At 40.9% G+C, this 14,667-nt stretch carries 14 protein-coding genes; 12 read left to right on the plus strand and 2 right to left on the minus strand.

Annotated features, from left to right (window positions below; translation table 11 throughout):
- Nucleotides 1-9: 9 nt before the first annotated feature.
- Complete coding sequence (locus F8N35_RS11145; RefSeq protein ID WP_293052804.1) at nucleotides 10-618, minus strand: thymidine kinase; 609 nt, start codon at nucleotides 616-618, stop codon at nucleotides 10-12.
- Between the two features lie 280 nt (nucleotides 619-898).
- On the opposite strand from F8N35_RS11145, the gene F8N35_RS11150 reads away from it, so the two are divergent.
- The 12 genes from F8N35_RS11150 to asnB all read left to right on the plus strand — a co-directional run bounded on the left by F8N35_RS11150 (nucleotide 899) and on the right by asnB (nucleotide 13,950).
- The gene (locus F8N35_RS11150) at nucleotides 899-1,633 is read left to right on the plus strand and encodes a hypothetical protein (protein WP_293052807.1); all 735 of its coding nucleotides are present in this window, start codon (nucleotides 899-901) and stop codon (nucleotides 1,631-1,633) included.
- Between the two features lie 3 nt (nucleotides 1,634-1,636).
- Nucleotides 1,637-2,311: a 16S rRNA (cytidine(1402)-2'-O)-methyltransferase gene (gene rsmI / locus F8N35_RS11155; protein WP_293052810.1), complete on the plus strand. Its 675-nt coding sequence runs from the start codon at nucleotides 1,637-1,639 to the stop codon at nucleotides 2,309-2,311.
- Nucleotides 2,312-2,540: 229 nt separating this feature from the next.
- On the plus strand, nucleotides 2,541-3,413 hold the full coding sequence (locus F8N35_RS11160; protein ID WP_293052813.1) for a hypothetical protein: 873 nt from the start codon (nucleotides 2,541-2,543) through the stop codon (nucleotides 3,411-3,413).
- An 83-nt stretch (nucleotides 3,414-3,496) separates the two neighbouring features.
- Nucleotides 3,497-4,318 carry a DUF6515 family protein gene (locus F8N35_RS11165; RefSeq protein WP_293052816.1) on the plus strand — a complete coding sequence of 274 codons (822 nt, stop codon included), beginning with the start codon at nucleotides 3,497-3,499 and terminating at the stop codon, nucleotides 4,316-4,318.
- 222 nt (nucleotides 4,319-4,540) lie between these two features.
- A complete protein-coding gene (locus F8N35_RS11170) occupies nucleotides 4,541-5,551 on the plus strand; it encodes a DMT family transporter (RefSeq protein WP_293052819.1) in 1,011 nt (336 codons plus the stop codon).
- Between the two features lie 21 nt (nucleotides 5,552-5,572).
- The gene (gene purD / locus F8N35_RS11175; RefSeq protein WP_293052822.1) at nucleotides 5,573-6,841 is read left to right on the plus strand and encodes a phosphoribosylamine--glycine ligase; all 1,269 of its coding nucleotides are present in this window, start codon (nucleotides 5,573-5,575) and stop codon (nucleotides 6,839-6,841) included.
- A 15-nt stretch (nucleotides 6,842-6,856) separates the two neighbouring features.
- On the plus strand, nucleotides 6,857-7,477 hold the full coding sequence (locus F8N35_RS11180; protein WP_293052825.1) for an ATP-binding cassette domain-containing protein: 621 nt from the start codon (nucleotides 6,857-6,859) through the stop codon (nucleotides 7,475-7,477).
- 5 nt (nucleotides 7,478-7,482) lie between these two features.
- Nucleotides 7,483-8,274: an ABC transporter permease gene (locus F8N35_RS11185; RefSeq protein ID WP_293052828.1), complete on the plus strand. Its 792-nt coding sequence runs from the start codon at nucleotides 7,483-7,485 to the stop codon at nucleotides 8,272-8,274.
- A gap of 207 nt (nucleotides 8,275-8,481) precedes the next feature.
- Nucleotides 8,482-8,787, plus strand: a complete 306-nt coding sequence (locus F8N35_RS11190; RefSeq protein ID WP_293052831.1) for a hypothetical protein — start codon at nucleotides 8,482-8,484, stop codon at nucleotides 8,785-8,787.
- Between the two features lie 33 nt (nucleotides 8,788-8,820).
- Nucleotides 8,821-10,470, plus strand: a complete 1,650-nt coding sequence (locus tag F8N35_RS11195) for an AarF/UbiB family protein (RefSeq protein ID WP_293052834.1) — start codon at nucleotides 8,821-8,823, stop codon at nucleotides 10,468-10,470.
- A gap of 53 nt (nucleotides 10,471-10,523) precedes the next feature.
- Nucleotides 10,524-11,927: an MFS transporter gene (locus tag F8N35_RS11200; protein ID WP_293052837.1), complete on the plus strand. Its 1,404-nt coding sequence runs from the start codon at nucleotides 10,524-10,526 to the stop codon at nucleotides 11,925-11,927.
- 349 nt (nucleotides 11,928-12,276) lie between these two features.
- Nucleotides 12,277-13,950: an asparagine synthase B gene (asnB, locus tag F8N35_RS11205; protein WP_293052838.1), complete on the plus strand. Its 1,674-nt coding sequence runs from the start codon at nucleotides 12,277-12,279 to the stop codon at nucleotides 13,948-13,950.
- 157 nt (nucleotides 13,951-14,107) lie between these two features.
- Here the strand turns inward: asnB and F8N35_RS11210 are convergent, their stop codons facing one another.
- The gene (locus tag F8N35_RS11210) at nucleotides 14,108-14,536 is read right to left on the minus strand and encodes a hypothetical protein (protein WP_293052841.1); all 429 of its coding nucleotides are present in this window, start codon (nucleotides 14,534-14,536) and stop codon (nucleotides 14,108-14,110) included.
- Between the last annotated feature and the right edge of the window lie 131 nt (nucleotides 14,537-14,667).

The following is a 14,667-nucleotide window of genomic DNA, read 5'->3' on the forward strand; positions in this document are numbered from 1 at the left end:
CTTATTTCATTACTGTGCTGCTTTAACCGCTTCTGCCTGTTTCCTTTTTTCTTCTTCAAAACAGTGACGGCAGATTGGTTCGTATTCGTTTTTTTCGCCCAGCAGAACCTGATGAGCATCCGAAACCAGACGGTGCGAAACATAGCCGGGATTGCCGCAGCGCACACATACTGCATGTTCTTTGCTCACGTCGTCGGCAATAGCCATCAGTGCAGGCATCGGACCAAAAGGTACACCGCGAAAATCCATGTCGAGGCCGGCAACAATTACTCTGAGTCCGCTGTTGGCTAACTGATTGCAAACTTCAACGATGCCTTCGTCGAAAAACTGTGCTTCGTCAATACCCACAACGTCAACATCGCCAGTCAGTAACAATATGTTTCCGGAAGAGTCGACCGGAGTAGAAACAATGGAATTATTATCGTGAGATACCACTTCGACTTCGGAATAGCGGGTGTCGATAGCCGGTTTAAAGATTTCGACCCGTTGTTTGGCAAATTTTGCCCGTTTCAGTCTTCGGATGAGTTCTTCTGTTTTGCCCGAAAACATGGAACCGCAAATTACCTCGATGCTTCCTTTTTTGCCGGAGGTATTAAAATTTGATTCGAAATAAATCATTTTATATTATATAACTATTTGATTGTAATTGATATGTGTGTGTTGCGGTAAAGGTGAAAACTTGGAAAATATCAAAGTGTGGAAATAGCACTTTTTTATCTTCTATAATCCTGAAATTTTATGTCTTTGATATTTGTCTATCTGTGTTTTATTTCTGCCAATTTGCATTGTCAATTGTCAATTTTCCATTGCCAAATATAAAATTATCCAGTATCTTTACACTACATTTGCAAAGGTAAAATTTGCCTTTTAATTTGCCATTAAAATTGTAAAGAAACTTATGAACAAAGAAGTTTTGCTTGCGTTAATTGATAAGGATATTAAGGAGTTAGCCATCCTGAATAAAGGTTTTGCTGAAAATGATATTGTATCGGCCACTATTCTTGGATTGGCAAAGACGAAGGCAGAGAATATTTTGACCGGACTGGCTCAGTTGGGAGAGATGCAAAATACCCCTCAGCCTGTTATGGAAGCTACGCCAAAGGAGACTGCAATCTCTTCGGTGGTAGATGAAACTCCGTTTGTACCTGTTCCTGAGCCGGAAAAGGTGATTGAACTGGAACTTGATCCGGAAATAGAAACGGTAATTGAACCGGAGATTCCGGCAATACCTGAACCAGCTCCTGTTGAACCGACACCAGTACCCGAAGCGGAACCGGTTGAGGAGACAAAACCGGAGGAAGAACAACCCAAACACTCGTTGGCGGAAGTGCTGAACACAAACGGACATTCGTTGAACGACCAACTGGTTCAAAAATCCGAACCATCCCTGGCTAACATACTTTCCAATTCTAAAGTTGAAGATTTGCGACAGGCATTGAGTCTGGCTGAGCGGTTCCGTTTCCAGCGCGAACTGTTTAATGGTAATGGAGAAAAGATGAATACTACACTGTCGTTGCTCAATGCAATGAAGACGGAAGAAGAAGCCGTTGCTTATCTGTCTACTTTAGGCTGGCAGGAAGAAGATGTTTGCGCGGGCGAATTCAAACAACTGGTTCATCGTAAGTTCTTGTAAATTATGGGAAAACTTTATCTGGTACCAACGCCGGTTGGTAATCTTGAAGATATGACCCTGAGGGGCATAAGAGTGTTGAAAGAAGTTGATCTTATTCTGGCAGAAGATACGCGTACTTCAGGTTTTTTGTTGAAGCATTTCGGAATTGAAACCCGCATGATGTCGCACCATAAATTCAACGAGCATAAAACGGTGGCAACTATTGGAGAGAGAATAGAAAAAGGCGAAACTATTGCTCTCATCTCTGATGCCGGTACTCCGGCTATTTCCGATCCCGGATTTATGCTGGTGCGGGAATGTGTAGCTCGTGGCATTGAGGTGGAATGTTTGCCGGGAGCCACGGCTTTTGTTCCTGCACTCGTCAATTCGGGTTTACCTAACGACCGGTTCTGCTTTGAAGGTTTCCTTCCTCAAAAGAAAGGTCGGCAAACGAAATTGAAAGAACTCGCTCTGGAAACGAGAACCATGATTTTTTATGAATCACCTTTCCGTTTGGTGAAAACCCTGCAACAGTTTGCCGAATATTTCGGCCCGGAGCGGAAAGCCTGCGTATCGCGCGAAATCAGTAAGCTGCATGAAGAAAATGCCAGAGGAACAGTAACCGAATTGGCTACATATTTTACTGAAAAACAACCCAAAGGAGAAATTGTAATTGTTGTTGGAGGATTGGAAAACTAATCTTACATTTGTTAAACTTCTTGATTTAGCTAAAGATTAAATTGTGTCATATTGAATGTTTTAATATTTAGGTTATTGCACAGTGATTGTCTTGTTTTGCAACACTCAAAGGCTTCCGATGGCTATCGGGAAATAATTTAGCAACATGAAGTTGGCTTTGCTGATTTATTAATTAGCTTGCGCTGAAAATGGTTTCCATACTATCTTAAACGAAAAAAAATATTTACGTATGAAAAATGTACTTGTTGTACTTGCCGTTTTATTGCTTGTTTCTTGTCACAAGCAACCTGCCGATGTTGAATCGTTGCAGAGACAGAATGATTCGTTGATGCAGGTAAAAGCTCAATTGGAAAATGAGACCAACGAATATCTGGCGTCGATGAACGAAATTGAAGCGAATTTCGACAAGGTGAAACAAATGGAGAATTACATCCAGATTAATAAGTCGGTAGAGAACACAAATCAGGATGTAAGAAGCAAAATCAACGATGATATTCTTTTGATGACAGATATGTTGAAGAAGAATAAAGAGCAAATCGCTGCGTTGACCCGTAAAATGGGCAAAAGTGCGATCAAAATTCGTGAAATGCAGAAGACTATTGAGCGATTGAACAATATGCTGAACGAGAAAATTGATTTAATTCAGTCATTGTCGAACGAATTGCAGATTAAGGATGCTGCCATTGCAGACCTGAATAAGAATGTGGAAACGTTGAATCAGGATGTGGCAAACCTGAAGACTCAAAGTCAGGCGCAACAGGAACAGATTGCGAGTCAGGATGAAAAAATTTATACTGGATGGTATGTATTTGGTTCAGGGAAAGAACTGAAAGATCAGAAAATACTTACTAGTGGAGGATTCCTATCTTCAACAAAAGTGCTTCAGAAAGATTTCAATAAAGAGTATTTTGTCAAGGTGGATATTCGTCAGGTGAAAAGTATTCCACTGTACTCTCCAAAGGCCAAAATTCTGACGATGCATCCGGCCGGGTCTTATTCTCTGGATAAACCGGATGGGAAAAATGGTAACTATGTGTTAACTATCAAAGACTACAAGGAGTTTTGGAGTATTTCCCGTTATTTGGTCGTAAAAGTTGATTAAACTATCATCGTAGCATTTTGTCATATAATTAAACACGTAGTTCATTCGTTAAGAATTCACTACAACACTAAATTGACAACACTATGAAACGAACAAATGCAGGTCGCTCTACAAGCGGCTATTCAACAAAGAATTCGTATCTTTCTTTTGCTTGTGCCATTGCTTTGTCGGCGTTGATTGCGTTGCCGGCTTTTGCACAGAGAGGAGAAGGAAATCGTGAACAAAGATCGGATAATAAGAGAAACGAAGTAGGAACTGAACGGCAACAGTCCAATCGTTCGGAAAGTCGTGGTAATGCTCCCCGTTCTAACGCGCCTCAGGTGTCAAATGCTCCCCGAGGCAATGCCGACAGGCGGGATGTGCGTGCAGGAAACGACCGTTTCAATGCTCCGAGGCAAGATGGCGCTCAAATGCGTGACAATCGCTGGGATGCCCGCAATGATCGTTTCTACGGAAGATGGCCGGCTCGTGGCGCTTCGGTAAGAGTTGTGCCTCAGGGCGGATACTGGAGAAATTATCATGGTGTACGTTATATGTATCACAATGGTTTTTATTACAGACCTTATGGTTCGTCTTATGTGGTAGTTGCGCCTCCGATTGGATTTCGTATTGCAACACTGCCGGTAGGTTTCGTTGCTTTTACGCTTGCCAATGCTGCATATTACTACTATGCAGGGGCTTATTATCAACGTTATAACAACGAGTATGTAGTTGTTCAACCTCCTTTGGGAGCTTTAGTGCAAAGTATTCCGGAAGGCGGTCAACAGGTCGTTATCGACGGCAATACATTTTATATTGTTGACGGAGTTCAATACCAGGCCGTAATGTTTCATGGAAGTATCTGGTATAAAGTAATTAAGATTGAAGATCGCGTGGATGATTATAATGGCGAAAATCCATATTAATTGACACAATAATTTATTTAAAACGGCAGGCAGAAATAATCTATATTTCTGCCTGTTTTGTTTTTTTATCAGCGCTCAAATAGGATGAAACTAATTTCAAAGGAACTGTTTTAACAAGGGCTTTTTGTAGTAAATTTGCAAAATTATTGAACCGAGAAAACTAATGCCTTGCAAATGTGCACAAAGTATTGTCTGTAAAATATATAATCAATTTATTTTGAGATGAACAAGACAAAATTGCAAGGACATACAGCCATGATTGTGGCTGCCATCATATTTGGAGCTAATTTTCCGATTACAAAACACCTGATGCCTCACTGGATGTCTCCCTGGGCATTGAGTTATTCGCGATTTGCGTTTGGAGCTATTATGTTCTGGGCCTTATCTCTGTTTGTCAAGAACGAAAAGGTTTCCCGTAAAGATATGTTTACCCTTTTGGTTGGGTCTATGCTTGGAGTGGGATTCAATCAAACTTTGTTTATCTTCGGGCTGCAGTATACTTCTCCGACGGATGCTTCGATTGTGAATACGGTCATGCCAATCATGGCAATGGTGATATCGTTTTTTATTTTGAAAGAACCAATCACTTTTAAGAAGTCGGGAGGCGTTTTTCTTGGCATGTTGGGAGTGCTAAGCATTATACTTTCGGCCAAAATAACATCGGGAGTGGAAAAGTCAGCTCCGGCATTAGGCGATCTGTTGTGTGCTTTAAGCTGCTTGATGTATGCGTTCTTTCTGGTGATAACCCGTGAAGTGTCTAAAAAATACTCGCCTGTGACCCTGATGAAGTGGATGTTCCTGTTTTCTACCATTCTTACTTTCCCGTTCGGTTACAAAGATTTGTTGTCGGCTAATCTTTTTACTCACGGCTCGGTAAACGAATGGATGTCATATGGATATTTACTGGTGTGCGCTACGTTTATAACCTATCTGCTGATGCCGGTAGCTCAAAAGAGAATACGCCCGACTACTATCGGAATGTACAATTATGTACAGCCGCTGGTCGCTTCTGTAATTGCTATTTCAACGGGACAGGATGAATTTACCTGGATTAAACCCATTGCCGCTGTCTTGATTTTTGCAGGAGTTTATTTTGTAACTACCAGTAAGTCGCGCGAAGATATAGAGAAAGAGCTTGTAATGAGTAAGTCTGCTTCCGAATCAAAAGAGCTTGATCGTCTTCAGGTCGAAGTGGCTACTCAACAAGTCAATAAGGATAAAAGAATTAATTAAAACAACAATAATATTTTCATTATGAACATTTTACTACTTGGATCGGGCGGAAGAGAACACGCCATGGCATGGAAAATAGCACAAAGTCCTAAAGTGTCGAATTTGTACATTGCACCCGGTAATGCCGGAACATCTTCAGTCGGAACAAATCTTGCAATAGCCGCTGATAATTTTCCTGCGATTAAAGATGCAGTTAAAAGTTATGCAATTGACATGGTTGTGGTCGGTCCTGAAGATCCATTGGTAAAAGGAGTGGTCGATTTTTTCGAAGCGGATACCGAATTGTGTAAAATACCTGTTGTCGGACCTAATAAAATTGCAGCTCAACTGGAAGGTAGTAAGGATTTTTCGAAACAGTTTATGGTTCGGAATAACATTCCTACGGCGCGTTACCAGAGTGTTACCATTGATACGATAGAAGAAGGCGTGGCGTTTCTGAAAACACTGGAGGCTCCGTACGTGTTGAAGGCCGACGGATTGGCTGCCGGAAAAGGCGTTTTGATTATCAACGATTTGGAAGAAGCCGTGTCGGAATTGAAAAGTATGCTTCAGGGTAAATTCGGTGCAGCCGGTAATACGGTTGTAATTGAAGAATTTCTTTTAGGTATCGAATGCTCTGTGTTTGTTATTACAGACGGTAAACATTACCAAATCCTTCCGGAAGCAAAAGATTATAAGAGGATTGGGGAAGGTGACAAGGGTCTTAATACCGGCGGTATGGGAGCTGTATCTCCGGTTCCGTTTGCCGATGCTGAATTCATGAAGAAGGTGGAAGACCGTATCATTCGTCCAACAGTTGAAGGTTTGGATAAAGAAGGTATTGTTTATAAAGGCTTTATTTTCTTTGGCCTTATCAAAGTAAAGAACGAACCTGTTGTGATTGAATATAATGCCCGTATGGGAGATCCGGAAACAGAGGTAGTAATGTTGCGTTTGAAATCGGATCTTGTAGAACTGTTGGAAGGCGTTGCTGCTGGTAATTTGGACGAAAAAACTGTTGAGTTCGATTCCCGCAGCGCAGTGACTGTTATGTTGGTGTCGGGAGGATATCCTGAAGATTACGAGAAAGGAAAAATTATCACCGGTCTTGACCAGGTGGAAGGGAGTATTGCTTTTCATGCAGGTACCAAAGATGCAGACGGCAACGTGGTGACTAACGGAGGTCGTGTGATTGCGGTAAGTTCTTATGGAGCATCCAAAGATGAAGCTCTTGCACAGTCGTTCGCTAATGCGCAGAAAATCAGTTACGAAGGAAAATATTTCCGTCGTGATATTGGTTTCGATTTGTAAAATCCGGTTTTGATAATGCTTTTTTCTCTTCGTAACGTAGCTGTAGCCTTTGACAATAAACCTATTTTTGCTCCTGTCAGTTTTGAACTGAATACAGGAGAAAAAATGGCGATAAGCGGCCCTTCCGGTACAGGAAAGAGCAGCTTGTTTAATGTGTTGCTGGGCTTTGAGCATCGTTATCAGGGAGAAGTGTTTTTTGACGGAAAGCCATTGTCTCCGGTTGTAATTCAGGATGTCAGAAAGCAGGTGGCGTGGTTACCACAGGAAATCAATGTGTTGCCGACACAGACGGTTCGCGAATTTATATACACTCCATTTGAATATCAGGTCAACAAGCATAAAAAACCTACTGTCAGTCAGGTAGAATCCAGACTTGATGAGCTTGATCTGAAAACTGAAATTCTGGATCATACAATTGGTTCGGTTTCAGGAGGCGAAAAACAACGTATAGGCATTTTGACGGTACTGTTGTTGCAAAGGTCCATTCTGTTTCTGGATGAGCCGGTAGCTGCGCTTGATGCACGAATGAAGAAAAAAGTGGTTGATCTTTTGCTTGGAAATAAGCAACTAACAGTTTTATCGACATCGCATGATGCAGTATGGAACGACCATTGCGATAAAATAGTAACACTTTAATTGAGATGGGGTCTACGGTTGACATAAGCTGGACGGCATTGCTGATAAGCGAATTGTTTCTTGCAATTCCGTTGTTTGTGCTTGGTTACTACCGCACTCATTTGGTGAAAGCGACAGTGATTTCCGTGCTTCGGATGACGGTTCAGCTTTTCCTTGTGGGGATTTATTTGGGTTATATCTTTAAGCTCAATAACCCGCTGGTGAATGTGGCGTGGGTAATGGTTATGCTGGGAGTTACCTGTCAGACTATCGCCCGGAGGGGAGAACTCAAACTGAAATATTTTCTGATCCCGTTTGTTGTTTCAATCGTTTTTACGCTTGCTGTCGTCGATATTTTCTTTCTTGGCTTTACAGTTCGGATAGGATATTTGCTGGATGCCCGCTATTTCATCCCGATTACAGGGATGATGTTGGGTAATATTATGCAGTCCAATGTGATAGCTGCTAATTCTTTTTATCACAACATCTACAAAAACAAAGTGGCATTCCGATTTGCGTTGGCATCAGGTGCAACCCGTCATGAGGCTGTTTTCCCTTTTGTGGGTGAAGCCCTGAAAAAAGCGTTTAACCCAACGATTGCACAGATGGCTACAATTGGTTTGGTTTCGTTGCCGGGCATGATGACTGGACAAATTTTGGGAGGAAACGATCCTTCAGTGGCTATCAAATATCAGATTATGATGATGGTAGCTATTTTTACGGCCAATGTTATAAGTGTTATTTTATGTATCCGTTTGTCAGGACGTTTTATTTTTGATGCTTACGGAAATCTCAGAGAAGAGGTGATCCGAAACTAACATGATAAAAACAGGATTACGCAGTGCGGGAAAGTATTAATATGAGTACAATCCGGCAGGATAAAAACAAATTATTCTCGGATAAAAATGATAAAAAAGAGTATCTTTGTAATACTCAACCCGAGTAAAAATACTAACATCATACGAATATGCGATTGGTTCAGTCCTTTTGAGACGAATTGCATATGACTCTAAAATTATTCGCGTATGAATTCAGCTTTAAATTTATTGTTGCGTCTGGGCATTGCCACCAGCATGCAGGACAGAGAAGCGGTGATAGACCGGATAAGCTCCGTATTGGAGGATAAAATGGGGACTGATCCCGATAAGGCTCAAAAGGTGGGCGAAAAAGTCCTGGCTGGAATAGAAGGTCTTAAGGATCAGTTGTCTATAGAACAAATTATTTCTTCTCTTTCCCGTAATGACGATGCGATAGAAAAACGGCTTGACGAACTCACGGAAGCTATCAACAAGCTGAATGCCAATGTTGAAAAACTTATGAAGAATAAATAACCCGGACCAAGGTTCCCATAACTGTATATAGCAATGAAGATATTTCGGATTTATACAACGTGGCTTCAGTTTTCAAGAGCGTTGCAGATTATCAGGGTGCTGACAAAACATGCCTTTCGTGAATGGTTTTATCGTACGAAAATGGGTAAAAGGCGTTTGCGCCGTCACCCGAAAGCCCAGCTTGATGTACGTACAACTCCCGAGCGTGTGCGACTGACAATCGAAGAGCTTGGTCCTACCTACATAAAATTCGGTCAGATACTTGCCGATCGTCCTGATATTATATCCGAGCGGTTTCGTGTCGAATTAAAGAAACTCCAGTCGAAAGCAATTCCTATTGACGACGATGCGGCTGTTAAGCTTATTGAAGACGAGCTCAATGATTCTATTGATAACGTTTTTGCTTACTTTGATCACCGTTGTCTTGCTGCGGCCTCTATTGGTCAGGTGTATCAGGGGCGGCTGCATACCGGAGAAGAGGTGATCGTTAAAATACAACGGCCTCACATTATCAGCAAAATAAAGCTGGATATATACCTGATGCACTTTGTGGCCAAACAGTTGGTGAAAAATTATCCTGATTTGGTAGCTATCAATGTGTTGGGTTTTATCTCTGAGTTTCAGGATAAAATCATGAAGGAGCTTGATTATACGGTGGAGGCATCAAACATCAAGCGATTCGAATTCATGTTTAAAAACGATCCTACCGTTCATATTCCGGCAGTTCATATGGAATACTCAACGCGCAAGCTATTGATAATGGAAAAGATCGTTGGGATCACGCCGGATAATATTCAGCGGCTGAAAGCGGAAGGATATGACTTACATCAGGTTGCGGTAAATGGAGCAAATGCTTTATTGAAGATGATTTTGGAAGAGGGTTTCTTTCACGGTGACCCGCATCCGGGCAATTTATTTGTTTTGCCCAATAACGTAGTTGGCTTTATTGATTTCGGAATGGTGGGCGTTCTTCGTCCGCGGGAAATGAGCTTCCTTGCTCAGTTCTGTATGGGATTTGTTCGTCGTGATACTCGAGCCATTGCTTCGTCTTTGCTTACGTTGTGCGATGTCAAATTTTTTGATCAGACCGAGGATATGGAATTTCAGATAGACCAGATCCTCAAGCAATATGGTCACCTGACGATTGAAGAAATTGATTTCTCGAAAGTAATGCAGGATTGTATCAATCTGGTAGTTTTGTTCCAGTTGAAAATACCGTCCGGCATCTTTATGCTTGCTAAATCGCTGGCAACATTGCAAAAATTTGCAGGTAATCTCGATCCCGATATTGCTTTGACACCCATTGTTCTTCCATATGCCAAAAAGCTGGTGTTAACACGATTTAGCCCCCGGAAAGTGGCTGCTTCCATTTACGATACGGCAATGGATTATGTGAACCTTATTAATACACTTCCGTCAACAGTCAATGAAATCTTATACAAAATAAAAGAAGGGACGATGCACCATCAGGTTCATATTGATGAAAAGAACCCGGTTACCCGTGTATTCAGAAATATAGGTTATCGTATGGTGTCTGCGATTTTGATTATCGGTGTATTTGTCGGTTCTTCCATTCTTATTGTAAATACGCCGGAACGTCCGTACGGACAATTTGCTCTTTATATGTCTTCATGTATTATTGTGATTTTATTACTGAAAGCATTGTTTGCCCGAAAAAAATAGAACTATATAGAAAATCAAATTATAAATTAAATTTTTACTGAAAGAAAGAACCAATGGAACAGATTCATAAAACGTTGCGCGATGCAAAAGGGATGAGATGGCTGGTGTTGATACTGGTGTCGTTTACGATGTTGTGTGCTTATTATTTGACAGATGCTATGGCTCCCCTGCAGGAGCGGTGTCAAACAAATTTGTCGTGGAGTGCAACGGATTATGGCTTTTTTACCAGCGGTTATGGTTGGTTCAACGTCTTTCTGCTGATGCTGGTTTTCAGCGGAATGATACTTGATAAATTAGGCGTAAGGTTTACCGGTGTGTTGTCTATTATAATAATGATAGCCGGTGCTTTTGTCAAGTACTGGGCTATTTCGGGTCATGTAGATGGTATATTCGAAATGCACCTGGGATCTTATCAATTGCTTGCGCCAACGGCAAAATCTGCTGTGGTTGCAGGTTTGGGATTTGCTATATTTGGTGTGGGTTGCGAAATGTTTGGTATTACGGCCAATAAAGCTGTAGTTCGTTGGTTCAGAGGAAAAGAAATGGCTCTTGCTATTGGATTAAATACCTCTACTGGACGTATTGGTACAGCTTTGGCAATGTTCACACCGGTGCCTTTGGTTAATATGACAGGTCATCTGAGTGCTCCGGTGATACTTTCGTTGCTGTTGCTTTGTATCGGATTGTTGATCTTTCTTCTGTTTGGGGTTTTGGATAAAAAACTGGATAAGGAAGAAGCGGCAGCAGGTATATCTTCAGATGATGAATTTAAGTTCAGAGATATTATTGATATTGCAAAAAATAAAGCATTCTGGTATATTACTGCGCTGTGTGTATTGTTTTACTCTGCTGTTTTTCCATTCATCAAATTTGCGACTAACCTGATTGTGCAGAAATTTGGAATTTCAGACACTTTTGCCGGCTATATTCCTGCCTTGTTGCCATTTAGTGCCTTGTTGCTTACTCCTTTGTTTGGGAGTATGTACGATAGGAGAGGTCGAGGAGCTTCCATTATGGTTTTGGGATCTTTGTTGTTGGTTTTTGTACACTTGTTATTTTCCATCCCGTCGCTTAACAATTTGTATATTGCAGTGGGATTGGTGATGGTATTGGGGGTTGCATTTTCCATGGTGCCATCTGCAATGTGGCCTTCAGTTGCCAAGATCATTCCGGAAAACAAGTTGGGAACAGCATATGCAATGGTGTTCTGGGTGCAAAACTGGGGTATCATGGGAGTACCTCTTCTTATCGGAAATGTTCTCGATAAGTATTGTATTAGTCGACATGTTCAAAAAATGGTAGATGGGAAAATGATTGAAGTTACGCAATATAATTATACTATTCCAATGTTGATTTTTGCCTGTTTTGGTGGCGTGGCTATTTTGTTTGCGTTTCTGCTGAAACATGAAGATGCCAAAAAAGGATACGGACTGGAAAGACCCAATATTAATAAATGATAAAATAGTAGATTTTGTTCTTTTATCAACAAGCCAATCTTATGCGAGATTGGCTTGTTGTTTTTTAGGGGGTATGATTGAAAATTATTGATTTTTATCGCTGATGGTATGATATTTTAGGGGGCGCATGAGAAATAATTCTGTTTTTTACTTAAATAGCTTCAAAATATAGGGGGTGTTGGTATATTTTGTAAATATCAAAATGTATTATGTTTTGTGGTTTAATGCGTCATTATGTAATACGAAACGTTTTTATTGTAATCAAAATGATATTTATATGGGGAAAATATTGTACATTTGTGTCGGCATTGTTACTGCCGATATAAATAATCAATAAACGAACTATAATATGTGTGGATTTGTAGGAATATTCGACCTGAAGGTAAAAGCCGAAGATTTACGTTCTCAGGTGCTTAAGATGTCAAAGAAGATTCGTCATCGCGGACCGGATTGGTCGGGAATTTATTGTGGAGAGAAGGCAATTTTGTCACACGAACGGCTTTCGATTGTGGATGTTGCTTCCGGTAAACAGCCATTGTTCAGCAAAGATGGAAACCTGATTCTGGCAGTGAATGGCGAAATATATAACCATCAGGAAATTCGTGAACGTTATGCCGGTAAATATGAGTTTCAAACTAAATCTGACTGCGAAGTTATCCTTGCTTTGTATCGCGATAAAGGCCCTGCATTTTTGGAAGATCTGAGTGGTATTTTTGCTTTTTGTCTTTACGATAAAGAAAAAGATATCTTCATGGTTGGTCGTGACCATATCGGAATCATTCCTTTATATATGGGCTGGGATAAGCAGGGTAATTTCTATGTGGCCTCCGAATTGAAGTCTTTGGAAGGATATTGCAATATTATTCAGGAATTTATGCCGGGTCACTATCTCTACAGTCCTGATGGAGAAGTGAAAAAATGGTATGTGCGCGACTGGATGGAATACGATAATGTAAAGGATAACACGACTAGTATTGATGAATTACGTACTGCACTTGAAGATGCTGTTCGTCGTCAGTTGATGTCCGATGTTCCTTATGGAGTATTATTGTCCGGCGGACTTGATTCATCCATTATCTCTGCTGTTGCTAAGAAATTTGCATCCAAAAGAGTGGAAGATGGAAGTACTCAGGATGCCTGGTGGCCTCAGTTGCATTCATTTGCCGTAGGTCTCGAAGGATCTCCTGATCTGGTTGCAGCCCGCAAAGTGGCCGATTATATTGGTTCTGTTCATCACGAGATTCATTTTACTATTGAAGAAGGACTTGATGCTGTCAGTGATGTGATTTATCATCTTGAAACTTATGATGTAACCACTGTTCGTGCTTCTACTCCGATGTATCTGATGGCTCGCGTTATTAAATCGATGGGCGTGAAGATGGTGCTTTCCGGGGAAGGTGCTGATGAGATTTTTGGGGGGTATCTTTATTTTCATAAAGCTCCTAATGCTAAAGAATTTCATGAAGAAACAGTTCGTAAACTCGACAAACTGCATCTCTATGATTGTTTGCGTGCTAATAAATCGTTGGCTGCATGGGGTGTTGAAGGTCGTGTTCCTTTCCTTGACAAAGAGTTTATGGATGTTGCCATGCGTCTGAATCCTAAAGATAAAATGGCCGGCGAAGGTAAAATGGAAAAATGGGTACTCCGCAAAGCGTTTGAAGATTACTTGCCCGAATCTGTTACATGGCGTCAGAAAGAACAATTTTCGGATGGAGTGGGTTATAGTTGGATCGATACGCTTAAAGCCCGTGCTAACTCTAAAATATCTGATCAGGAACTGGCTAATGCTAAATATCGCTTCCCGATTAATCCTCCCAAAACAAAAGAAGAATATCTGTACCGTACAATCTTTACAGAACATTTTCCCTCGGATTCTGCGGCTGCTACCGTGCCGTCCGATCCTTCGGTTGCATGTAGTACACCTATTGCTTTGGAATGGGATGAAAGCTTTAAAAAGAATGCAGATCCTTCAGGACGTTCGGTGCTGTCGGTTCACAACGATGCAAAAGGGAACGAATAATATTTCCGATTGTCTATTTAAAACGAATAATGCCACTCAATCGAGAGGCATTATTCGTTTTAAATAAAACATGATCTTGTTGATGCACAGTTTGGAAGAATGGCTGGAGCTAAGGAAAAATAAAAAAGCAGATACATCTTGCATCTGCTTTTTTATTTTATCGTTGAGTAAGCGAATTTTGATCCATTAATTCAACTTTGCATTTGATTTGCTTGCCTGATTCTTCTTCGGTTAGAAGCACTTCCGGTGCAGTGTCTTTTTGCGGATCTTTCGTTTTGAAAGCAATTTTGTATTTCTTTTCTTTATCAGCCTGAAACTTTACCAGATAATGTTTGTAATAATCGGGGATAATTTTACAGGTGCCAGTTTGAAGCTCAACTGTGGGTTTGTTGTTAAGAGTGGCATCCCATCCTTTGTAATGTCTGATTTCGACTATGCGTTCTCCGGCTTTTGCTTTGACTGCTTTTGGCCAACCTTTGTAAAAACTACCAACTGTCTGCGAGTCTACTTTTACGATGAGCGCAGCCTCTAAGTAGTTCTTCCCCTGTACGTTAACTTTTTCTTTTTCTCCTTTGATCTCGAACATTTCAGAGGTTGAAACCTTGTCCCCGCAATAAGCTTTCGGAGTTATACAATTTGAAAATAAAGGCACTGATAAACAGGCTAAAAACAATAGATTAATTGTTTTAATACGCATACACTAATGCTGATTATTTT

Source organism: Paludibacter sp., assembly GCF_009712605.1.
Lineage (GTDB): Bacteria > Bacteroidota > Bacteroidia > Bacteroidales > Paludibacteraceae > Microbacter.